Here is a 21,944-nt window from a genome sequence, read left to right on the forward strand (position 1 = left end):
GTCAGGACGCGGTGGCGGCGGCGTTGCGGGCGGCCGCCGCGGCGCGCAGCAGCGCATCGGCTTCCGCCGCGAGGCTGCCGGGGTCCACCGGCTTGCGCAGCAGCACGAAGGGGCCGCCGGCCTCGGCTTCGGCCAGGTCCTCCGGCGGGGCGTCGCCGAGAAAGCCGGTCACCAGCAGCACCGGCAGGCCGGGGCGCCGGCGCCGCGCGGCGCGCAGCAGGTCCAGACCGCTCATCCCCGGCATCGCCAGATCGGTGAGCAGCAACTCCGTCGTGTCCATCTCCGGCGCCGCCAGGGCCTCGGCGGCGGAGGCGGCTTCCGTCACGGCCAGCCCGGCCTCGCGCAGGCTCTCGGCCAGGACGCTGCGCACCTCTGCCTCGTCATCCACCAGCAGCACCCGGCCGCCGGCAAGGCGGGCGGGGAGGGCGGCCTGCCCCGCCGGCCGGGCCAGCGGAGCGGCCGCGGCGCGGGGCAGGCGCAGCACCACCTCCGTGCCCCGGCCGGGCGCGCTGTGCACCGCCAGGGAGCCGCCGGACTGTTCCGCGAAGCCGCGCGCCATCGCGAGGCCGAGCCCGGTGCCCTTGCCCTTGGGCTTGGTGGTGAAGAAGGGTTCCGCCGCCCGCGCCAGCGTGGCCGCGTCCATGCCGGTGCCGGTGTCGGACACGCTGATGGCCAGGGTGCCGGGCGCCGCGTCATCGGGCGCCGCGTCATCGGGCGCCGCGTCACCGGGGGCCGGGCTGCCCGGCGCCGCGTCGCCGCGATCCGGCGCGGCGGCCTCGGCGCGGGCTGCCAGGGTCAGCGTGCCGCCCTCCGGCATGGCGTCGCGCGCATTGGTGGCGAGGTTCACCAGCACGGTTTCCAGCTGCGCCCGGTCGGCCAGCACCGGCGGCAGGTCTGGCGCGGCGGCCACCACCACGCGGATGCCCGGGCCCAGCGTGTGGCGCAGCACCTCCGAGATGCCGTCCAGCAGCGCGGCGGGGTCCAGCGCCTCGTTCTGCAGCTCGCCGCGATGGGCGAAGGCCAGCAGCCGGCTGGTCACCGCCGTGCCGCGGTCCGCGGCCTCCGCCACCATGGTGGCCATGCGGATCACCGTGTCCGGATCCCCGGCGCGGCGGCGGATCAGCCGCGCCCCCCCGGCCACGACCTGCAGCACGTTGTTGAAATCATGCGCGACGCCGCCCGCGAGCTGGCCCAGCGCTTCCAGCTGCTGCGCCCGGCGCAGCCGCTGCTCCGCCTCGCGCAACCCGTGCTCGGCCGCTTGGCGCGCGGCCAGCGCCCGGGCCAGGGTGTCGAAGGCGCGGAAGCGGCCGGCCACGAAGCCCGAGATCGCCAGGGCCAGGGCGGCGCAGAGCAGGCCGGCGGCGCTGAGCACGGCGGCATCCATGCGCCAGGCCGACAGCACGGCCTCCATGCCGCGCGAGGTCGCCATCACCACGGGCAGGCCCTGCAGCTGGCTGCGCGCCAGCAGCACCGGCCGGCCGTTCAGGGCGCTGCGCGTCACGCCCGCCACCACCTCGCCGGGCGGAAGGGCGGCAAAGGCGGCGGCGCGGTTTTCCCGCACCGGCCCGGTCCAGGCCGGGTGGCTCACCAGCAGCGTGCCGTCGGTGCGCCACAGCGCGAGGCGCATGCCCGGCCTCAGCAGCAGGCGCTCGTAGAAGCGCTCGAAGTAGCTCAGCTCCATGGCGCCCAGCACGAGGCCGAGGAAGCGCCCGTCGGGGCCGGACAGCCGCCGCGCCAGGTAGATCGTGCCAGTGCCGGTGCCGCGGTTGCTGACGGGGGCGCTGAGAAAGGTGGCCGCGCCGGTGGCGTCGCGCAGGGCGGCGAAATAGTCGCGGTCGGCGACGTTCACCGCCGGCACGGGAATGGGGCGGGGAAAGTTCAGCAGCCGCCCATCCGCCGCGATCAGCGTCAGCGCGTCGAGCTGCGGGATGCCGGCGAGGCGCGCGCGCAGCGCGTCGCGCAGCTCCGCGCTGGCCGCCAGGGTGGCGAAGCCTTCGGGGGTGGCGACGCCGCGCTCGGCGACGTCGTCGGCGATGCCGCCCAGAACCAGCTCCACGCTCTGCAGGGTGCGGGCGGTCTGCTCGGCCAGCACGGCGGTCAGGGTGGTGAGGTCCTGGTGCGCGGTGGCTTCGTCGCGGGCGCGGATATGGTCCACGGCGGCGGTGGTGGCGGCGAGAATGGCGCAGGCCGCCAGCACGCCCGCCAGCATCGCGGCACGGGCGAGGCGGCCCGGCCGGCCGGTGAAGGTGGCGGCCAGCCGAGTCCGCAGGGTGCGGACGCCCTGGCGCCAGGACCGCTCAGGACCGGGAAGCATCCGGGGGACCTGCCGCTGCGGGGGCGAGCCGTGCGCCGGGGTGCGCGAACCGGTGGGGAGACTGCCGCAGGACCACGCGAACTCCCCTTTCCGCCCATTCTCGCCCGCGGCCGGGTCGTGCCCCTCCGCCTGCCGTCAAACGATTCCCAGCATGTGCAGGCCTAGCCGCACGCCCGGGCAGCGGCAAGGCGTGTTTCCGCCATGCCGCCAGGGCCGTGGCGCCGGGTTCCGGCCGCCTGCCTGCCCGCGATCCGGCCGCCACGGCAGGCGGCAGGCCGGGGCGTGCCGGGTACCGCCCGGTGGGCAGCCGTCATGCCGGGCGGCTTCAGGCGGTGGCGGTGCTTCGCCACAGGTCCGGCACGGCGACCCGCTCGGCCGCGGGCTGGCTGAGCTGGCGGAGCACGGTGCCGACCGCGCCCTGCATCTGCTGCAGCAGCAGGTCCGCCTGCTCGATGTCGAGCTCGGCGATGGTGGTGTGGTCGGGCGTGTCGTGGATCAGCACGACCCTGCCGGCGATGGCAAAAGCGCGAAAGCTGCTCATGCCCGGAAGCCTGCTACGGTTTCGTGAAGAACTCAAGAAACCGTGATGGACGCTCCCCGGCTGGGGCTGGGAAGGCGGGTTTGCGGCGGGAAGCCGTCCCTTCTGGCGGAGAAGCGGCACGGCGACTCCGGGGTGCATCCGCGATCCGACGTCAGCCCAGGCCGAAGAGGCGGCGGGCATTGCCGCCGAGGATCAGTGCTTCCTGTTCCGCCGGCAGGTTCAGCGCCCGCACATGCACGGTGTCGGCGCCGATAAAGGGATCGTCGGCACCCCAGAGCAGGTGTTCCGGCCCGACGATCTCCAGCGCCATGCGCAGCGCCGGCGCGGAAAAGGCGCAGGTGTCGAAGAACAGGCGCTTCGCCACGGTGCTGGGCGGCTCATCCAGGTGGGCGCGGCAATCCGGAAACAGGCGCCAGCCATTGTCCAGGCGTTGCAGCAGGGACAGCAGGGCGCCACCGGTATGGGCCACCACCATCGGGAAGTTCGGGTAGCGGCTGAACACGCCGCCATAGATCATGCGTGTCAGCATGGTGGTGGTGTCGTAGATCAGCCCGACCCGCAGCGGCATTTCGTAGCCCTGCATGGCCGGATCGCCCTCGGGCGGCATCATGGGATGCTCGATCACGGGAATCCGGCCGGCATCGAGCCGGGCCCAGAGCGGCTCGAAGCGCTGTGCGTCCAACTGCAGCCCGGACACGTTGGAGCCGATCAGCACCCCCGCGAAGCCGGGTGCTGCGGCGACGCGGTCCAGCTCCGCCAGCGCCGCTTCCGTGTCGGAAAGGGGCAGGCTGGCGATGGCGCGGAAGCGGTCGGGATGCGCCTGCGCCGCGGCCAGGAGCGCATCGTTGCTGCGGCGGCATACGTCCACCTGCGCCACGCCGTCCCAGGGATAAACGTTGGGCGTGCTGAGCGAGAGCAGCCGCATCGTCACGCCCAGCTCGTCCATGCGGCGCAGGCGGGCGTCGAGGCTCAGGAATTCGTCGCGGAACCACAGCACGCTGTGGTGCGCGCCGCGCAGAAAGGTCTGCCCGCCGGGGTCGCGCTGCACGGACAGGCCGAGATGCTGGGTCAGCTCCTCGGCATAGGCACGGTCCACGAGATGCGCGTGCGCGTCGACAATCATGGCGCGGGCTCCGCCGCGACGATCACGCGCGGGCTCCGTCGCGACGGTCATCGCGCGGGTTCCACGGGGCGGATCGCGGTGGCGAGGATGCTGGTGTCCACGCGCGGCTCCGTGCGCAACCCGGCGCGGGTGCCGGTGGTGAGCACGGAGAAGTAGAGCGGCAGCACGGCGTGGTCCTCCATGGCGACGCGGCTGGCCTGTTGCAGCAGGCTTTCGCGCGGCGCGTTCTCCGGCGTGCGCTTGGCGCGCTCCAGCAGGGCGTCGAGCCGCGGGTTGGAATAGCGGCCCTTGTTCAGCATGCCGTTGCCGCTGGCCGCATCGGCGGTCTGCACGAGATAGGACAGGATCAGGCTCATCTCGCCACTATAGGCCTGCGAGCCACCGATATAGGCGCTGTACTCGAAGCGGTTGCGCCGACCCACGAAGGCCGACCAGGGCGCGCCGTCCACCTCCGTTCGCACGCCGATGCGGCCCCAGCCGGAACCGATCGCCTGCGCCACCTGCTGGATGTTGGGGTAGCGGTCGCTGGCGGTGCCGAGCACGAGGCGAAAGCCGTTGGGGTAGCCGGCCTCGGCCAGCAGCTGCCGGGCACCGGCGGGGTCGAAGCGCTCCACCGCGGCGGCAGGATCGGCGCCGAACATGAAGGGCGGCACCAGCTCGGCCGCGGGCAGGGCGGCGCCTTCCATCAGCCGCTGCGCGATGGCCTGGCGGTCGATGGCCAGGGACAGGGCGCGGCGCACGCGCGGGTCCTTCAGCGGGTTGCGCCCTTCCGTGCCCGACACGCCGGGCGAGGGTTCGGCGAAGCTGTCCAGCGTGATGTACATGATCTGGTTGGTGGGGCCGCTCCAGAGCGCCACGCGGCGGTCGTTGCGCAGTTCCGCCACGGAGGCCAGTGGCACGTTCTCGATCACGTCCACGTCGCCCGCCAGCAGCGCGGCGGTGCGTGCGCCACCATTGGGGATGGGCCGGAAGGTGACGCGCTCCCAGGGCTCGGCGCCACGCCAGTGGTCGGGGTTGCGGTCCAGCACGAGTCGGTTGCCGCGCGACCACTCGACGAAGCGGTAGGGGCCGGTGCCGACCAGCCCGGCGCCGGTGTTCAGCTCGGCGGTGGTGCGGCCTTCGGGGGCTGCGCCGCCGCTCTGCGCCCGGCCCATGATGGCGAAGAGGCTGAGATTGGCGGGCACCAGCGGGTCCGGCTCGCGCGAGCGGATGCGGATCGTGTGCGGGCCGGCGACCTCCACCGCCTCGATGTTGCCGGTATAGACCACGAAGGAGGAGGGGCTGTTCGGCACCAGCGGGATGCGGCTGATCGTGAAGGCCACGTCATCGGCGGTGAAGGCGCCGCCGTCGGAGAAGCGCACGCCCTCGCGCAGCGTGAACTCCCAGGTACGGTCGTCCAGGGCGCGCCAGCCGGTCGCCAGCCCGGGCACGAGGCGCTGCTGCGCGTCCTGCTGCACCAGCCCGTCGAAGATGTGCCAGCCGGTGGCGACGTTGGTCCAGAAATTGTGGAAATGCGGGTCGAGCGAGGTGGGCTCCGCCGCGAGGCCGATGCGTAGCTCCGCCGCGCCGGCGGGGGAGGCGAGGGCGAGCAGCGCCGCCAGCAGGGCGCGCGGAAGCCTGGGCCTCCGAAGGCTGAAGCGTGTCACCCCGTTCCTCCCCTGTGCGTCGGCGACGGTTGCGGCGGGCGCCGCAACCGAACACCGCGGAGGCATTTCCCTGCCCCAGGGAGCACCCTAGGCACCCGGCGCTACGGCCCCTGTCCCCAGGGCGGGGGACAGTTCCGGCCGGGTCCCCCGGCTAGTGCTGCGCCGGGCAAGGAACGGGTGCAGCACGGCCCGCGGGGGGAGGAAAGGGCGCTGTCAGTCCGCCGAGATCGACGCCGCCGTGATGATGCGCTTGTAGATCGCGGCCTCGCGCAGGATGCGCTCGCGCATGGCCTCCGGCGGGCCGCCGAGGGCGCGCAGGCTGAGGCGGCCCATCAGTTCCCGGGCTTCGTCGGTGGCGAGGGCGACGTTGATCTCGCGGTTCAGCGTCTCGATCACCGGGGCGGGCGTGTTGGCCGGCGCGACGAAGCCGTTCCAGGAGGTGAGGTTGAGGTCCGCCAGCCCCAGCTCCGTGGGCAGCGGCACGTTGGGCAGGCTGGGCAGGCGCGCCTGGCCGGTGGCCAGCAGCGCGTTCATGCGGCCGGCTTCCACGTGCGGGCCGACGGTGGACACGCCGTCGAACAGCAGGTCCAGCTGCCCGGCCACGATGTCGTTCAGCGCCGGCGCGCCGCCGCGATAGGGCACATGGGTCAGCTGCGTGCCGGTCAGCGTGGCGAAGAGTTCGCCCGTCAGGTGGCCGAAGCTGCCGATGCCGCCGGAGCCGAAGGTGACCTTGCCGGGATTGGCCTTGGCCGCCGTCACCAGTTCGGCCACGCTGGAAAAGCCGCTGTTCTTGCTGGCCGCCATGATCACCGGCACTTCCGAGATCATGGCCACGGGAACCAGCGAGGTCGGCAGTTCATAACCGGCGTTGCGGTAAACGTAAGGCGCGATCACGAAAACGCCGGTGGTGCCGAACAGCAGCGTGTGGCCGTCCGGCGCGGCGCGGGCGACGTATTGCGCCCCCAGCGTGCCGCCGGCGCCGGTGCGGTTCTCCATCACGACGGGCTGGCCGAGGCTGCGCTGCAGGTGCAGCGACACGATGCGGCCGATGCCGTCCGACTGGCCGCCGGGCGGGAAAGGGTTCACCACCGTCACGACGTGGTTGGGATAGCGCGCCTGCGCGCCGGCCAGGCCGGGCCATTGCGGCGCCAGCAGGGCGGCGCCCGCCGCGCTGCGCAATACGCTTCGTCGGTTCATCTCGCGGGCGTCTCCGATGTTGGGAACATGCTACAGGGCGACCTGGGCGGCGTCGTAGGTGTAGATCCAGTCGTAGCGCCGCCTGATCGTGCCGGGGTCGAACTCGCGCGCCACGAAGCCGGGCGCGATCTCCGGCCGGGCGAGGTCGGGATTGTGGAAGCGCGACGCGTTGTCGTCGGCGGCGCGCACGATGCCGGCGGTGCGGTCGCGGCGCGCCTCCTCGTAGCGGCGCAGGGCTTCGGGCACGTCGGGGAACGCGTCCAGCGCGCGCGCCAGCACCATGCCGTCCTCGATCGCCATGTTGGCGCCCTGGGCCAGGAAGGGCAGGGTGGGGTGGCAGGCATCGCCCAGCAGCGTCACGCGGCCGACGCTCCAGCGCGGCATCGGCGCACGGCCCAGCAGCGCCCATTTGTACGGCTCGTCGATCTCGCGGACGATGGCCTGCACGTCCGGGTGCCACAGGGCGAAGTCGGCCTGGATCTCCGCCGTGGTGCCGCGCTCCGACCAGCTTTCCACCCGCCAGTCATCGCGCTCCACCGCCGCCACCAGGTTCAGCAGCGCGCCGCCGCGCAGCGGATAGGTGACGACGTGCCCGTGCGGGCCGATCCAGTTGCTGCTGCCGGCTTCGCGCAGGCGTTCGGGCACGCGGTCCATCGGGATCAACCCGCGCCAGGCCACGAAGCCGGTGAAACGCGCTTCGGAGCCGCCGAACAGGGCCTCGCGGATGCGCGAATGCACGCCGTCGGCGCCGATCAGCGCCGCGCCGTGGAAGCGCCCGCCGCCAGCCGTCAGTACCGTAACGCCGTCGCCGTCCTGCTCCACCCCGATGCAGCGCTGGCCGAGGCGGATGGCGCCGGGGCTGCGCGCTTCCAGGGCCTGCACCAGCACGCGGTGGAAGTCGCCGCGATGCACCATCCAGTAGGGCGCGGTGTTGGCCACGGCGGTGCCGGTGCGGACATTGATGAAGGGCCAGCTCTGCCCGGTGTTGAACAGCCGCACCACCTTGCCGTCGGGCACCGTGGCGATGCTTTCCATCTCCGCCCGCAGCCCGAGCGTGCAGAGCACGCGCGAGCCGTTGGCGGCGATCTGCACGCCGGCGCCCAGCTCGCGCAGTGCCGAGGCCTGTTCCAGCACGGTCACGGGAAAGCCGCGCCGCTGCAGGGCCAGCGCCGCCACCAGCCCGCCGATGCCGGCGCCGGCCACCAGGACCATCGGCTTCGCGGCCACCTCGCGCATCACCGTGGCACGGTGCCGGAACCGCATCGTCGCGGACTGCGCATGGTCCTCCCCTCCGCTTCGTTGCCGACACGCTATCGGATACGCTGTGGCAGGGAAAGCCGGGCGGTGGTTGACGCGCGGTCGCCTCGCCGCGCCAGATCCGCCGGCACGAATCACCGACCACCCTCGCCCTGAATGGAACCTGTTCCCATGCGAACCAGCTTCGACTTCATCGTGATCGGCGCGGGCTCCGCAGGGGCGGTGGTGGCCAGCCGGCTGAGCGAGGACCCCGCGGTGTCCGTGCTGCTGCTGGAAGCCGGCGGGCCGGACAAGCATCCTTTCCAGGTGATGCCGCTGGCCTTCACCAAGGTGTCGCAGAGCGACAGCGTCACCTGGACCTTCGAAACGGAGCCGGAGCCCGGGCTGGGCGGCCGCAGCCTGCCGATCCGGCGCGGGCGCACGCTGGGCGGCTCTTCCTCGGTGAACGCGCAGATCTGCATCCGCGGCAATCCCGCCGACTACGACGGCTGGGCGCAGAAGGGGCTGCGCGGCTGGAGCTATGCCGAGGTGCTGCCGTATTTCCGGAAGCTGGAAAACAGCTGGCGCGGCGAGTCCGAATTCCACGGTGTCGGCGGCCCGATCCAGGTCAGCCCCGTGCTGCACGAGGACATGCTGTTCGAGCCGATGAAGCAGGCGGCGATCCGCGCCGGCATCCCCTTCTCGGAAGACCCCAACGGCGTGCAGCAGGAGGGCATCTCCCGCATGGAGGCCACCACCGGCGGCGGCGAGCGCTCCAGCACCGCGCGGGCCTATCTGCGCCCGGCCAGCGGGCGGCCCAACCTGACGATCCTGACCCATGCGCCCACGACGCGCATCCTGCTGGACGGCGACCGCGCCGTGGCCGTCGAGTACCGCCACCGCGGCGAGCCGAAGCGCGCGGAAGCGGCCCGCGAGATCGTGCTCTCGGCCGGCAGCTACCAGTCGCCGCAGATCCTGATGCTGTCGGGCATCGGCCCGGCCGACGAGCTGCGTGAGGTCGGCGTGGAGCCGCTGCACGACCTGCCCGGCGTTGGCCGGAACCTGAGCGAGCATCCCAACATGCTCAACATCTTCGGCGTGCGCGACAAGGAAGGGCTGACCAAGCACCTGCGGCTGGACCGCGCCACGGCGGCGGTGGCGCAGTGGTTCGCCACGCGCGAGGGCGCCTTCGCCACCAACGGCGCCGCGGCCAACGTCTTCCTGAAGACGCAGGCGGGGCTGGACCGGCCGGACGTGCAGCTGATCTGCATGAGCGTCAACAATTCCGCCGATCTGTGGTTCCCCGGCGTGACGGCGCCGCCGACCTACTGCTTCTCCGTGCGTGTCGGCGCGCTGCATCCGGACTCGCGCGGCTGGGTGAAGCTGCGTTCCGCCAACCCGGACGACAAGCCGCGCATCCGCTTCAACATGTTCCAGGTGGAAAGCGACCTCGACACCATGGTGCGCGGCGTGCAGTTCTGCCGCCGCATGTTCGGCGAGGAACCGCTGCGCGGCATGATCACGGGCGAGCTGATGCCCGGCCCCGCGGTGCAAACCCCAGCCGAGATCGCCGCCAGCATCCGCGCCAATGCCGGGCACCGCTCGCATCCCGTGGGCACCTGCCGCATGGGGCTGGACGAGATGGCGGTGGTGGATGCGGAACTGCGGGTGCGCGGCATCCGCGGGCTGCGGGTGGCGGATGCCTCGGTGATGCCGGAACTGCCCAGCGGCAACACCAACATCCCCACCATCATGATCGGCGAGAAAGCGGCGGACCTGCTGCGCCAGGGCTGAAGGGCCGCACCGCCGCGACGGCGGCGGTGCCTTCCCGGTGAAGGCGGCACGGCATCGCGCGGTGCCGGAATCCTGTGCCTCCGTGCGCGCTGCGCGCTCAGGCCATGCATTGCGGTTGCAATGCCCCGCAGTCTGCACAACCACTGGTCCAGGCCGGATCGTGAGCAGATGCAGGGGACAGGCGAGCATCGCGTGCACTCGCGGGGACGTGATGCTGCGCGTCAAGGACTGCCGGTGCGGGCTGTTGCCGAAAGTTACTGTCAGACAGCGGGAAGAACACGATTCGCGTTGCGACGGGCGGTTGCTGCTGCCCGCGATGCGCACGTTCTGGTGCGAAAACGGACAGAACGGACCGCCGTCGACGTCTAGCCCTGGCCTGGGGCCCGGGAACGGGTTCCCTGGAAGCGAACAGGATGGGGATCGATCCCTTGAAGAACGGCGATCAAGTAAAGCTCCGACCTGGTCTCGAAGGGACGCCGGCTTCGCGTGCCGGCTACCGCAAGATCGACCCGACGGAGATCGGAGTCGTGGTGGACGTGTCACCACTCAGCACGCGCTACCCGCTGGTGGCCGTGCGCTTCGGCGAAACCACCTTGCCGTTGCGCTACGCCCGGGACTTCGTGGTCGTTTCCCAGCCGCAGGGCTGACACGCTCCCCCCGGGCCGGGAGGAATCCGGGCCCGGGCGGCAGCGCGTGCCGACGCGGTCGGCCCCCGATCCTTCCCGCGGCACGGGCCGGCCGCGACCGGGCCTCGCTCCGCCATCGCGGCACGGGTTCAGCGCAGGGCCCGGCTTGCCCGCCGCGGCCGGGCAGCGCATAGGAGCCTTCTATCCGGGGGGAGCCCGTTTCGCGGGCTGAGAGGCAGGGATCGGCCCTGCGACCCCTTGAACCTGATCCGGGTCATGCCGGCGAAGGGATCGGTGGTTCGCATGGCGCCCTCGCTCAACCTTTCCTTGCCTGGAATCCGTCTCGGCGGCCGTGCCGTGCTCGGCGCCGCCACGCTGGACTTCGCCGCCGGCGAGGTGACGGCGTTGCTGGGACCTTCCGGCGTGGGCAAGTCCACCCTGCTGCGCCTTTTGGCGGGGCTGCTGCCCTTGCCGCCGGAGGCGCGCATCCGCACCGGGGACGGCGCGCCGCTGGCCGGGCGTATCGCCTGGATGGGCCAGCAGGACCTGCTGCTGCCCTGGCTGGACCTGCTGAACAATGTCTGCCTCGGCGCCCGGCTGCGCGGCCAGCGGCCCGACCGGGCGCGGGCGCGGCAGCTGCTGGACGCCGTGGGGCTGGCGGGGCGGGAAGCGGCGCGGCCGGCGGAGCTTTCGGGCGGCATGCGGCAGCGCGGGGCGCTGGCGCGCACGCTGATGGAAGACCGCCCCTTCGTGCTGATGGACGAGCCCTTCTCCGCCGTGGACGCCCCCACCCGGCACCGCCTGCAGTCCCTGGCCGCCGGGCTGCTGCGCGGCCGCACCGTGCTGCTGGTGACGCACGACCCGCTGGAAGCACTGCGGCTGGCGCACCGCATCCTGGTGCTGCGGCCGGCGGCCGAGGGCGCCCTGCCGGAAGACCACCCAATGCCGGACAGCCTGCCGCCGCGCGCCGCCCGGGACCCGGCGGTGCTGGCGGCGCAGGCCGCGCTGCTGGAACGGCTGGCGGAGGCGGCATGAGGCCGCTGCTGGCGGCGGCGGGGCTGCTGCTGCTCTGGGAAGGCTTCGTGCGCTGGTCGGGGGTTCCGCCCTTCCTGCTGCCCTCGCCGCTGCGGGTGGCCGATGTGCTGTGGAACCGCTGGGGCGTGCTGGCGGGCCATGCCGTCACCACGGGCACGGAAATCCTGCTGGGCCTGGGCTTCGGCACGCTGCTGGGGGTGGCGGTGGCGCTGCTGCTGGTGGCTTGGCGCGGCGGGCGGCGCTGGATCCTGCCGCTGCTGATCGCCAGCCAGGCCGTGCCGGTCTTCGCCATCGCGCCGCTGCTGACGCTGTGGCTGGGCTTCGGCCTGGCCAGCAAGATCACCATGGCCACGATCATCATCTTCTTCCCCGTGGCCACCGCCTTCTACGACGGCTTGCGCCGCACGGAGCCGGGCTGGCTGGACCTCGCCGCCACCATGGGCGCGTCGCGCGCCGCGGTGCTGTGGCGCCTGCGCGTGCCGGCGGCGCTGCCGGGGCTCGCTTCCGGGCTGCGGGTGGCGGCGGCGGTGGCGCCGATCGGCGCGGTGGTGGGGGAATGGGTCGGGGCGTCCTCGGGCCTCGGCTACGTCATGCTGCAGGCCAACGGGCGCAGCCAGACGGACGTGATGTTTGCCGCCCTCGCCGTGCTGGCCACGATGGCCATGGCGCTGTGGTTCCTCACCGACCGGCTGCTGCGGGCGCTGCTGCCCTGGCAGCCCGACCAGCTTCACGACCCCCAGGGAGACACACCGTGACCCAACTGACCCGCCGCGCCCTGCCGGCGCTGGCCGCGCTGGCGCTGCCCGTGGCCGAGGCCCGGGCGCAGGCCCCCGCGCCGGCGGCAGCCCCCCGGGGGGCTGCCCCGGCCGCGGCCCCGGCCAGGCTGACGCTGATGCTGGACTGGTTCGTGAACCCCGACCACGCGCCGATCGTGGTGGCGCAGGAGAACGGCCACTTCGCCCGTGCCGGGCTGGAGGTCCGCATCGTCGCTCCCGCCGATCCCAACGACCCGCCGCGGCTGGTGGCGGCGAAGCAGGCGGACCTCGGCGTCTACTACCAGAAGAACCTGCACCTCGCGGTGGACCAGGGATTGCCGCTGGTGCGCGTCGGCACGCTGGTGGCCACGCCGCTGTCCACGCTGACGGTGCTGCGCGACGGGCCGATCAAGGCGCTGGCCGACCTCAAGGGCAAGAAGATCGGCTTCTCCACCGCGGGCTTCGAGGAAATCTCGGTGGACACGATCCTCGGCACGGCCGGGCTGTCCTCCCGCGACGTGACCATGATCAACGTCAATTTCGGCCTGTCCTCGGCGCTGATGTCCGGGCAGGTGGACGCCATCCTCGGCGGCTTCCGCAACTTCGAGCTGCACCAGATGGAGATCGAGGGCCGCCCCGGCCGCGCCTTCTATCCCGAGCAGCACGGCATGCCGATCTACGACGAGCTGATCTACGTCGCCCATCGCGACCGCGCCGGCGACCCCGCCCTGCGCCGCTTCATGGACGCGATCGAGGGCGCCACCGCCTTCCTGGTGAACAACCCCGAGGAATCCTGGCGCATGTTCATCGCCGGCCAGCGCCGGGAGCTGGACGACGAGCTGAACCGTCGCGCCTTCCGCGACACGCTGAACCGCTTCTCGCTGAGCCCGGCGGCGCTGGACGCCAACCGCTACCAACGATTCGCGCGCTTCCTGCAGGACCGGCGGATGATCCGCAGCGTGCCGCCCCTGGCGCAGTACGCGGTGGAACTGCCGGTGGCCTGAAGGCGGCGCGGCCGGGGCGGGCGCTGGCCGTGGCCGGCGCCTCGCCGTTTCGGGCCTGCGATGCCCCCGCGCCGCGACAGCGGTTCCGCCGGACGGTTGCGAAACACTTGGCACGTTCGCTTGAGCGCGCAGCCCGCGCCCTTCCCCGGGCGTTCCGTGGGCTGACGAATTTCTTGCAAGGCGGGCGTGAACGGAATGACCAAGGTGACGATCGAGCTGCCGGACGAGGTGGCCGAGGTGATCAATCAGGCGGCCGAGGAGCTGGGCACCACCTCGGACGAGTTGCTGGTGCAGGTGGTGGCCGACGCGGTGCACGACATGCCCGGCACCTCCGAGGACGAGGACTGGCGCTACCGCTGATTCGCGGTCCGGCGGCGCGCCTTTTTCGGGCTGCCCGCGCCGCTAGCGCCGGAAGGGCTTGCTCAGGAAGGCGGAGCCGGCGCGGCCGAAGCGCCACGGGGTGTCCGCCCCGCGCGTGATGCCGATGCGCGGGCCGACCAGCAGTTCCGGGGCGGTGTCGCGGTTGCGCAGGGTGAAGGGTGGCTGGTCCAGCGGCTGGCCGTCCAGCGCCTTGGTCACGCCCAGTGCCTGGGTCAGGCGGCCGGGGCCGCTGCACAGCAGGCGCGGCTCGGCGGTGTTGCGCCGCTGCGCCATGCGCTCCAGGCCCTCCGTGGGTTCCAGCGCCCGGATCAGCACCGCGCTGCCCGGGGCCTCGCCGCATACGAGGTTGAGGCACCAGTGCATGCCGTAGGACCGGTATACGTAGGCATGCCCGGGCGGCCCGAACATTGCCGCGTTGCGCGCCGTGGGGCCCGCGAAGCTGTGCGAGGCCGCGTCGTCCCGGCTATAGGCTTCCGTCTCCACCACGATCCCGCCGACGCCGTCCACCAGCAGCTGCGTGCCGATCAGGTCGCGCGCGACATCGGCCACGGGACGGCGGAAGAAGTCGGGGGGCAGCGGCGGCACGGGGCCTCGAGGCGTAGGTGGGCGAGGGCAGGGCGGCCCGGCGGGCCGTTCCCCCGATAGCGGGCGGCCGGGTGGCGGAAAAGGCCCCGGGCCCCGGTCGCGCGACACGCCGCGCAGGGCTTTGCGCCGGGGGCATTGCGCTGGGCCGCCGTGGGCGCATCTATGGGGCCCTCAGTTTCTTGGGGAAAGAGCGCTGCCATGGACACCATCCTGGACCCGAACCGCCCCGCCGCCGGCGGAAGCACCGACGCCGACATCATCCGTGATGGCGACCAGAAGACCTTTATGCAGGACGTGGTGGAGGCTTCGCGCCAGGTCCCCGTGCTGGTGGACTTCTGGGCGACCTGGTGCGGCCCCTGCAAGCAGCTGACGCCCACGCTGGAAAAGGTGGTCCGCGCCGCCGGCGGCCGGGTGAAGCTGGTCAAGATCGACATCGACAAGAACCAGGCGCTGGTGCGCCAGCTGGCCCAGCTGGGGCTGCCCCTGCAGTCCGTACCGACGGTGGCGGCCTTCTGGCAGGGGCAGATCGCCGACCTGTTCCAGGGCGCCCTGCCCGAGAGCGAGGTGAAGCGCTTCATCGAGACGCTGCTCAAGGCGGCCGGCGGCCAGATGCCCACGGCCGACCTGCTGGCCGAGGCCAAGGCGGCGGCCGAGGAAGGCGACCACCAGGGCGCGCTGGAACTCTTCGGAACCCTGGCCCAGGCCGAGCCGGAGAATGCCGAGGCGCTGGCCGGCGTCGCGCGCTCGCTGATGGAGCTGGGCCAGGAGGAGCAGGCCAAGGCCGTGCTCGCCCAGGCCCCGGCCAAGATCGCGAACCACGCCGAGATCGTGTCCGTGCGCTCGGCGCTGGAACTGGCCGAGCAGGGCCGCGCCGCCCGGTCCAAGCTGGCGGAGTTCGAGAGCCGGCTGGCGGCCGACCCCAACGACCACGCCGCGCGGATCGAGCTGGCGGTGGCGCTGAACGCCGCCGGCGAAAGGGCCGCCGCGGCCGACGCGCTGCTGGAAGCGGTGAAGCGCGACCGCGCCTGGAACGAGGAGGCAGCGCGCAAGCAGCTGCTGAAGTTCCTGGAAGCCTGGGGCTTCGGCGACCCGGCCTCCGTGGCGGCGCGGCGCAAGCTGTCCTCCCTGCTGTTCAGCTGAGGAAAGGGCCCAGCCCCCATGCCCGCCTTTCATCCCCGGCCCGACGCCCTGCCGGAGGAGATCGGGGTGTTTCCCCTGGCGGGCGCCCTGCTGCTGCCGGAGGGGCGCCTGCCCCTCAACATCTTCGAGCCGCGCTACCTCGCCCTGGTGGGGGACAGCCTGGGGCGGGGACGGCTGCTGGGCATGATCCAGCCCGACCAGGCGGCCTCGGAGGCGAGGGGCGAGGGCGCGGCGCCCGCCCTGTACCGGGTGGGCTGCCTGGGGCGCGTGACCTCCTTCTCGGAAACCGAGGACGGGCGCCTGCTGATCACCCTGCTCGGCGTGGTGCGTTTCCGCGTCGCGGCCGAGCTGGAAGGCCGGGCCGGCTATCGCCGGGTCCGGGCCGATTATGCCGGGTTCCTCGACGACCTCGTGCCCGACCGCCCGGCCCCGGCCTTCGACCGCGCCGGGCTGATGGCGGCGCTGCGCCCGTATTTCCGCTCCCGCCGGATCGAGGTGAACTGGGACGCCATCGAGCAGGTGCCCGACACCATGCTGGTCACCACGCTGGCCATGGTGTGTCCCTTCGATCCGCGCGAGAAGCAGGCGCTGCTGGAAGCGCCCGATCCCGAGGACCGGGCCCGCGTCCTGCTGACCTTGTTGCAGATGGAAGTGCTCGGCGGACCGGATGCCGCATCGGGTCCCCCGAGCTGAAGGAGCCTGAGCGAGAATGAGCGAGAGCGTGAACGCGGCTGCTGCGCCGGCCGGTGGGGCGGTGGACCCGCGCCTGCTGGAGATCCTGGTCTGCCCGGTGACCAAGGGGCCGCTGCGCTACGACCGGGAACGGGGCGAGCTGGTCAGCGAGGGGGCCGGGCTGGCCTATCCCATCCGCGACGGCATCCCGATCATGCTGCCCGACGAAGCGCGCCGGCTGGACGGCTGACGGCACCATGGGCGGTCCGGTGCCGGTCGAGATACGGCTTCACCGGGCCGAGCAGGCCCTGGAGGTCGGCTGGCCCGACGGCACCCGCCACCGCCTGCCCGCGGAATACCTGCGGGTGGAGAGCCCCTCCGCCGAGGTGCAGGGCCACGGCCCCGGGCAGAAGACCCTGGTGCATGGCCGCCGCCAGGTCGGTATCCTCCGGCTGGAGCCGGTGGGCCACTACGCCATCCGCGTGATCTTCGACGACGGCCACGACACCGGCATCTACGCCTGGGACGCCCTGCGGCGCCTGGGCGAGGAACAACCGGAGCGCTGGGCCGCCTATCTCGCCGAGCTCGCCGCCCGCGGCCTGTCGCGCGACCCGCTGCGGCGCACCCCTGCATCCGGCGCGCCGGCCCGGCCGTAACGGCAGCACCTCCCAGGAGAAACCGATGTCGCTGTTTTCCCGCCTGCTTCCCGCCGCGGGGGCGCTGCTGGCCTTCGGCGGCATCGCCCTGGCCCAGGCGCCCGGCAACGCGCCGCCGGCCAATGCCCCGGCCGCCGGCGCGCCGTCCAGCAACGCGCCGGCCGCCAGTGCGCCGACGCGGATGCGCGGCACGATCGCGGCGCTGGAGGGCAACACCCTGACGGTGGCGACCCGCGAAGGCCCGCGCGTGCCGGTGATGCTGAACGAGCCGCTGACCGTCTCCGCCCTGCGCCGCATGACCCTGGAGGAGATCACCCCCGGCGCCTATGTCGGCGTGGTGGGCGAGCCCGCGGCCGACGGCACGCTGCGCGCGGTGGCGGTGCAGGTCTTCCCCGAGGCGCTGCGCGGCACGGCCGAAGGGCAGTTCGCCTGGGACCTGGCGCCCAACACCAACATGACCAACGCCACCGTCACCGCCTCGGTCGCCAACACCTCGGGCCGTGAGATGACGGTGAACTTCCGCGGCCAGACGGCGCAGATCCAGGTGCCGCCGGGCACGCCGATCCTGACGCCGATCCCCGCCGCGCGATCCGACCTGGTGGTGGGGGCGCCGGTGATGCTCTCGGCCACGCGCAACGCGGAAGGGCAGCTCGGCACCGCCCGCGTCACCGTGGGCAAGGACGGCGTGGCGCCGGCCAACTGATGTCGGAGGCGGCGCTCCCCCACGCGCGGCGGCCGCGCGACCCTGCCCGGGCGGCGCGGCCGAAACCGCTGCCCTGGCCCTGGCGCGACCGGGGCGGGCGCTTCTCCTGGTTCAAGGCGCTGCCCTTCGCGGCCACGCTGCTGCCCGGCGCCGTCACCGCCGGGCAATGGGCGCTGGACGAGCTGGGGGCGGAGCCCTTCACCGCCGCAATCCACGACACCGGCCTCTGGGCGATCCGCTTCCTGGCGATCAGCCTGGCGGTGTCGCCGCTGAAGCGCCTGGGGGAATGGCCGCGGGTGCTGCAGCTGCGCCGCATGCTCGGCCTCGCCGCGCTGGGCTACGCGGTTGCGCACCTGTTCCTCTACGTGCTGGACCAGGATTTCCGCCTGCTGCACGTGGCGGCGGAGCTGCTGCGGCGGAACTATCTGACCATCGGGCTGATGGGGCTGATCGGGATGGGGGTGCTGGGCTGGACCTCCACGGACGGGTCGATCCGCCGCCTGGGGCGGGAATGGAAGCGGGTGCACGCCATCGTTTACGCGGTTGTGCCGCTGGCGGTGGTGCACTTCTTCCTGCAATCCAAGGTGGACGTGTCGGAAGCCGTGCTGATGGGCGGCTTCTTCCTGTGGCTGGTGCTGTGGCGCCTTCTGCCGATCACCTGGCAGGCACGCATCCCCGCGCTGCTGGGGCTGGCGGTGGTGTCGGCGCTGGGCACGGCGGCGATGGAATACGCCTGGTACGCCCTGGCCACGCGGGTCCCGGCGGAACGGCTGCTCTGGGCCAATCTGGACGTGTCCTTCGGCCTGCGGCCGGCGGTCTGGGTGGGGGTGCTGGGGCTGGCGGTGGCGGTGGCAGTCGCGGGGTGGCGCGGGCTGCGGCACCTGCGGCGCGGCGGCGGCGGAGTGCGGGAACACTGAAAAGGCGGGCTGGCTGCCGGACTTGCCTGCCCCTAGCCCGACGCGCATCCTGCACATGCGAGCAGGAATGAGTCCCCGGTTGACCCTTCCGGCAGCGATGTGCGTTCGGGTGTCCAAAGGGGCATCGGAGTAGGGTTGTTTTGAGCAAGGTAGCCGTTGTCTGCGGGGCACTGCGCCAGCCCCTGGAATTCGCTGCAGCGATTGAGCGGCTGCTGTATCACCGCGATCTCGGCCATATCGACCGCATCATCCTTTCGACCTGGCATGGTGAGCTCGGCCAGCTCGACGGAGTGGCCGATATCCTCTCGTCCCATGGCGTGGATGTCGTGGAGGGCACTCCGCCAGGCAACCTGGGCCCCGGGAACATCTATGCCCAGAAGAAGGCCTTGTTGCAGGCGCTGCTGCGGCTATCGCCCGACACCGTCGTCATCAAGCTGCGGACCGACAAGAGTGCCGTGCTGCTCGATCGCTACGTCGAGCGGTGCCGGGGGGATCTGACGCCGGCCGATCCTGTTCTGAGCGGCTTCACGCGGCGTGTCGTTGTGTCCCGCCTGTCGACAACACTGCCTTTCATGATCGACGATTTCGCCTTTATCGGCTTGGCGTCCGATCTTCTGCTGATGACCGGCGGAAGCGACGGGCTCAATGCTTATTGGGCAGAACTGCAGCCGACTGCCGAGATGAACTGGATGTATGCGCCTCTGCTGCGTCGGGATTTCATGCTGGAACGCTTCTTCTCCAGCTTCCGGGCTCGCCGTGTCTCGGCGGGTCTGATGCAGTTGGCCCGGAACTGGTCCGAAATCCCGGCGCCGATCATGTCGTTCCTGAGCCATTACTGGCGCATCGTCCACGGCTCCTACGAGATCATCCACAACTCACCATTGCCACGAGAATACCGCCCATTGGATCTGCTGCGGCAAGCCGCGGAATACCCGCATGTTCGAAGCGTGGGCGAATACGTGACCATCACCAACGAAGCCATCATGGCCCAGATCGTTGCGACGCTCCCGGAGGCAGCAGGGACGGAGCATCAGGACGTCAATGCACGCCAGGTATCGGCAACTCAGGAGGCCTGCGAAGCATTGGCGGCATTGTTCCCGGCCGCGGTTGTCAAGGATGTGCGGGAGCATGCTTCCAACGCACGGGGGGGCAACCTGCCGCCGCGCGCTCTGCTGGAATGCGTTCTCGGCAAACGGCACGAGGACCTTCCCTCGGGGGAGCGGGAAATCCTGGCGCAACTGATGAGCGACGAGAGCCGGCGTGTGCCCTTCCAGAACGTCATGACGCAGATCGCCAGGGCCTACATGGATGGTTCCAGTGGCCTGCCACGGCGTCCGGACGCGGTTCGTCACTGGGCCCGGGAGGCCGCCAAGATGCGCGATCCGCAAGCCTTGGGCCTCCTGGTTTCCCTGCATGTCGACCCCCAGGCAGCAGTTCGGGACCCGGATGTCCGAATGGCTCTCGCGGCTGCCGGCATACGTGACGGCGAACTGTTCAGCACTCTCGCGGAGGCAATGCTCAACCAGGGAATGAACGCCGTGGAATTCCCGCGTGCTGCCCTGTTGCGGGGCCTGGAAGCACTGGCCTCACAGGGGTCGCGTGCTGCGGGTCTCGTTCTGGCCGCGCAGGCGGCAGGCGCCACGCGGCCGGCTCCGGAGCAGCGGAGGTGAGTTCGGAGGCCATGACGGCCGGGACGCGGGCGAGTCCCACGGTCATTCTGATCACCGGCGCCGTGCGGGAGCCGCTCGAATTCTACGCCACGTTGGATCGGGCTCTCCTGCTGGTTCGGCAGGGCCGGGCGACGCACGTCGTTATTTCCACCTGGAAAGGGCAGCTGGACAGCTTCGAAGGTCTGTGGCCGCTGTTGCGCGACAGCCGCGTGCACGTGGTGGAAGCCACGCCCCCGGACACTCTCGGCCACGGCGCAGCGCATGCGCAGTTCAAGAGCACGATCTCCGGCCTGCTGGCCTGTCCAGCAGGCTCCCGGGTCCTGCGGTGCCGCACGGACAAGACGCTCAAGGTCATGGGGGGGCTGGAACCCATCCTGGACCATGACCTCCCTGCATCGGAAATGGTAGGCCAATATGCCTCGCCGTTCCGCAGCAAGGTCGTCATTCTGGGTTATTCCTCCACGGCTTTTCTGTGGATGAGCGATTTCTGCTTTCTCGGTGTGCGTGACGACCTGTTGTGCGGTTTGGGCATGGCGCGGCAGTTCGACGACATTTTCTTCAATCCGACAATATCGCCTGAATTGCGGGTGCTGTCCTGGCCATTCTACCAGGGCAATGTTTTCCTGACGGAACTCTTCCACGGCCTCTCACATTATGCGCTGAGTCATGCTTTCGTGGGATGGTCTGCGCGACCCGACGCGGATTTGCCGCGGCCGATGGCGCGGTTGCTGGCGCTGCACGCGGCAGCGCACACCGGAAGCTTCGTTTGCGCCCGGGATTTCGGGCGAATGCCCGAGCCGACCATACCCTTGCTGTCGCTGATGACTGGGCAGCCGCAACGCCACCTGATGGATATGGTCTATATCGCCGGCCTACGTGGGACGCGGACCTCATCATCCCGTCTTTTCGCCGATCTGGCGGCGCAGGGTCTGGCATCCCGCTCAGGCAGTTCTGCCTTCGACACGGCGATGGCTGAACTCCATGCGGGGCTGGCGTCATCATGGCGGCTCGATCAGGCAGAAGCGGACGAGCTGCTCCGGTTCGTCACGGACGCGATGAATGCCGACAAGCCGATGATGTCCGTGATAGGAGGGCAGGAACTGACGCCCTTTATCGGCCGGGCGCGAAATGTCGCAGTGCCTGCCCGTCCGCCCGCGGAAGAGGCTATTACGCCCATTGTGGCGGAGTATTTAAAAGGGGTTCTCCGCAATCTCGGTATATCCGGGAATGACGAGCAGTTCGTGGCCATTTCGGCCGAGATCATGCGGCGCCCCGGGTTGATCATGGCCGCACTCGAGTCCACGATTCTGTTCTGGTGCGCCGTGCACAGTCTGCTGCGAACCGAAAATGCCTCGCCGCGCGCTGCTTGGCAGCTGCTGGCAGCCGCGACCAAAGGGCGCAGTTCCGATGCCCAGATATTTCGGGGTTGGCTCTGGCGTTTGCCTCATTCGGGCGCCTTCCTGCCGGAGGAGGCCGAAACCGCCTATAATGAAACCTTGCGGGATGTCAGTGATGCCGCACGGAAGAACTTCTGGCCTGCCCTGGTCTTGGCGGCCATGTTCCGACTGGATGGAGCCGCGCGTCACTTCGATCCTGCAGCGGCACTGTCGCAACTTCGGCAGGCAATTCGTACGGCCGGCCCCTTCGCCCCGGCCCTGATCGAAGCTGTCGCTTTCCTGGAGCGACATCCCCCGGTAGGGCCCGTCACCTTGCTGTTCTGGCGTGAGCAGTTCAGCTCCGCAACGACGTTTCTGGATGCGCTCGGTGCCACCCACCGGATGCCGGAACATGTTCGGACAGACATACAGCCCGCGCGCGTTCCGGCTTAGAGGCTGTTGTGGACCTGCTCCAGGTTGAGGAGGTTCTTGAGCATGAGGCAGGCGAAGGCGACGAGATGCAGGCCCGCGAGGGTTTCGGGGAGGCGCTCGTAGTCACGGACGAGGCGGCGA

General features: G+C 71.3%; 21 protein-coding genes and 1 riboswitch. Of the genes, 14 read left to right on the top strand and 7 right to left on the bottom strand.

Translation table 11 applies throughout. From position 1 onward, the window contains the following. Position 1: 1 nt before the first annotated feature. From ACLIBK_RS17460 to ACLIBK_RS17485, 6 genes are all read right to left on the bottom strand, one after another. A complete protein-coding gene (locus ACLIBK_RS17460; RefSeq protein ID WP_415388565.1) occupies positions 2–2,314 on the bottom strand; it encodes an ATP-binding protein in 2,313 nt (770 codons plus the stop codon). A 325-nt stretch (positions 2,315–2,639) separates the two neighbouring features. Further along, positions 2,640–2,855, bottom strand: coding sequence for a hypothetical protein (locus ACLIBK_RS17465; protein WP_415388566.1), 216 nt, complete (start codon positions 2,853–2,855; stop codon positions 2,640–2,642). Positions 2,856–3,006: 151 nt separating this feature from the next. After that, positions 3,007–3,978, bottom strand: coding sequence for an amidohydrolase family protein (locus tag ACLIBK_RS17470; RefSeq protein ID WP_415388567.1), 972 nt, complete (start codon positions 3,976–3,978; stop codon positions 3,007–3,009). A 47-nt stretch (positions 3,979–4,025) separates the two neighbouring features. Next, a complete protein-coding gene (locus ACLIBK_RS17475; RefSeq protein ID WP_415388568.1) occupies positions 4,026–5,624 on the bottom strand; it encodes an ABC transporter substrate-binding protein in 1,599 nt (532 codons plus the stop codon). 213 nt (positions 5,625–5,837) lie between these two features. Further along, entirely contained in the window at positions 5,838–6,821 is a 984-nt protein-coding gene (locus tag ACLIBK_RS17480) for a Bug family tripartite tricarboxylate transporter substrate binding protein (protein ID WP_415388569.1), read from the bottom strand. A gap of 30 nt (positions 6,822–6,851) precedes the next feature. Continuing rightward, positions 6,852–8,084 carry an FAD-dependent monooxygenase gene (locus ACLIBK_RS17485; RefSeq protein ID WP_415388570.1) on the bottom strand — a complete coding sequence of 411 codons (1,233 nt, stop codon included), beginning with the start codon at positions 8,082–8,084 and terminating at the stop codon, positions 6,852–6,854. 165 nt (positions 8,085–8,249) lie between these two features. Between ACLIBK_RS17485 and ACLIBK_RS17490 the strand changes: the two genes are divergently transcribed. The 6 genes from ACLIBK_RS17490 to ACLIBK_RS17515 all read left to right on the top strand — a co-directional run bounded on the left by ACLIBK_RS17490 (position 8,250) and on the right by ACLIBK_RS17515 (position 13,631). Continuing rightward, on the top strand, positions 8,250–9,851 hold the full coding sequence (locus ACLIBK_RS17490) for a GMC family oxidoreductase (RefSeq protein WP_415388571.1): 1,602 nt from the start codon (positions 8,250–8,252) through the stop codon (positions 9,849–9,851). A 413-nt stretch (positions 9,852–10,264) separates the two neighbouring features. Continuing rightward, entirely contained in the window at positions 10,265–10,498 is a 234-nt protein-coding gene (locus ACLIBK_RS17495; RefSeq protein ID WP_415388572.1) for a hypothetical protein, read from the top strand. A 177-nt stretch (positions 10,499–10,675) separates the two neighbouring features. Further along, positions 10,676–10,786, top strand: a riboswitch (TPP riboswitch). After that, positions 10,781–11,512, top strand: coding sequence for an ATP-binding cassette domain-containing protein (locus ACLIBK_RS17500; protein ID WP_415388573.1), 732 nt, complete (start codon positions 10,781–10,783; stop codon positions 11,510–11,512). (Overlaps the previous riboswitch by 6 nt.) Further along, a complete protein-coding gene (locus tag ACLIBK_RS17505; protein WP_415388574.1) occupies positions 11,509–12,267 on the top strand; it encodes an ABC transporter permease in 759 nt (252 codons plus the stop codon). The genes ACLIBK_RS17500 and ACLIBK_RS17505 overlap by 4 nt, the downstream gene beginning before the upstream one ends. Further along, positions 12,264–13,271 carry an ABC transporter substrate-binding protein gene (locus tag ACLIBK_RS17510; RefSeq protein WP_415388575.1) on the top strand — a complete coding sequence of 336 codons (1,008 nt, stop codon included), beginning with the start codon at positions 12,264–12,266 and terminating at the stop codon, positions 13,269–13,271. The genes ACLIBK_RS17505 and ACLIBK_RS17510 overlap by 4 nt, the downstream gene beginning before the upstream one ends. 195 nt (positions 13,272–13,466) lie before the next feature. Beyond that, on the top strand, positions 13,467–13,631 hold the full coding sequence (locus ACLIBK_RS17515; protein ID WP_415388576.1) for a hypothetical protein: 165 nt from the start codon (positions 13,467–13,469) through the stop codon (positions 13,629–13,631). 42 nt (positions 13,632–13,673) lie between these two features. Here ACLIBK_RS17515 and ACLIBK_RS17520 read toward each other — a convergent pair whose 3' ends face one another. Further along, positions 13,674–14,237, bottom strand: coding sequence for a DNA-3-methyladenine glycosylase (locus ACLIBK_RS17520; protein WP_415388577.1), 564 nt, complete (start codon positions 14,235–14,237; stop codon positions 13,674–13,676). Between the two features lie 198 nt (positions 14,238–14,435). On the opposite strand from ACLIBK_RS17520, the gene ACLIBK_RS17525 reads away from it, so the two are divergent. The 8 genes from ACLIBK_RS17525 (at position 14,436) to ACLIBK_RS17560 (ending at position 21,824) form a co-directional block, all read left to right on the top strand. Beyond that, complete coding sequence (locus ACLIBK_RS17525) at positions 14,436–15,377, top strand: tetratricopeptide repeat protein (protein ID WP_415388578.1); 942 nt, start codon at positions 14,436–14,438, stop codon at positions 15,375–15,377. A gap of 18 nt (positions 15,378–15,395) precedes the next feature. Then, entirely contained in the window at positions 15,396–16,070 is a 675-nt protein-coding gene (locus tag ACLIBK_RS17530; RefSeq protein ID WP_415388579.1) for an LON peptidase substrate-binding domain-containing protein, read from the top strand. A 16-nt stretch (positions 16,071–16,086) separates the two neighbouring features. Further along, on the top strand, positions 16,087–16,299 hold the full coding sequence (locus ACLIBK_RS17535) for a Trm112 family protein (RefSeq protein WP_415388580.1): 213 nt from the start codon (positions 16,087–16,089) through the stop codon (positions 16,297–16,299). Between the two features lie 7 nt (positions 16,300–16,306). Continuing rightward, entirely contained in the window at positions 16,307–16,705 is a 399-nt protein-coding gene (locus ACLIBK_RS17540; protein ID WP_415388581.1) for a gamma-butyrobetaine hydroxylase-like domain-containing protein, read from the top strand. A gap of 25 nt (positions 16,706–16,730) precedes the next feature. Next, positions 16,731–17,408 carry a DUF5666 domain-containing protein gene (locus ACLIBK_RS17545; protein WP_415388582.1) on the top strand — a complete coding sequence of 226 codons (678 nt, stop codon included), beginning with the start codon at positions 16,731–16,733 and terminating at the stop codon, positions 17,406–17,408. Further along, on the top strand, positions 17,408–18,325 hold the full coding sequence (locus ACLIBK_RS17550; protein WP_415388583.1) for a sulfite oxidase heme-binding subunit YedZ: 918 nt from the start codon (positions 17,408–17,410) through the stop codon (positions 18,323–18,325). The genes ACLIBK_RS17545 and ACLIBK_RS17550 overlap by 1 nt, the downstream gene beginning before the upstream one ends. A gap of 140 nt (positions 18,326–18,465) precedes the next feature. Further along, on the top strand, positions 18,466–19,995 hold the full coding sequence (locus ACLIBK_RS17555; RefSeq protein ID WP_415388584.1) for a hypothetical protein: 1,530 nt from the start codon (positions 18,466–18,468) through the stop codon (positions 19,993–19,995). Next, on the top strand, positions 19,992–21,824 hold the full coding sequence (locus ACLIBK_RS17560; protein ID WP_415388585.1) for a hypothetical protein: 1,833 nt from the start codon (positions 19,992–19,994) through the stop codon (positions 21,822–21,824). The genes ACLIBK_RS17555 and ACLIBK_RS17560 overlap by 4 nt, the downstream gene beginning before the upstream one ends. Positions 21,825–21,944 lie beyond the last annotated feature (120 nt).

It is taken from the genome of Roseomonas sp. BN140053, assembly GCF_047690175.1.
GTDB lineage: Bacteria > Pseudomonadota > Alphaproteobacteria > Acetobacterales > Acetobacteraceae > Roseomonas.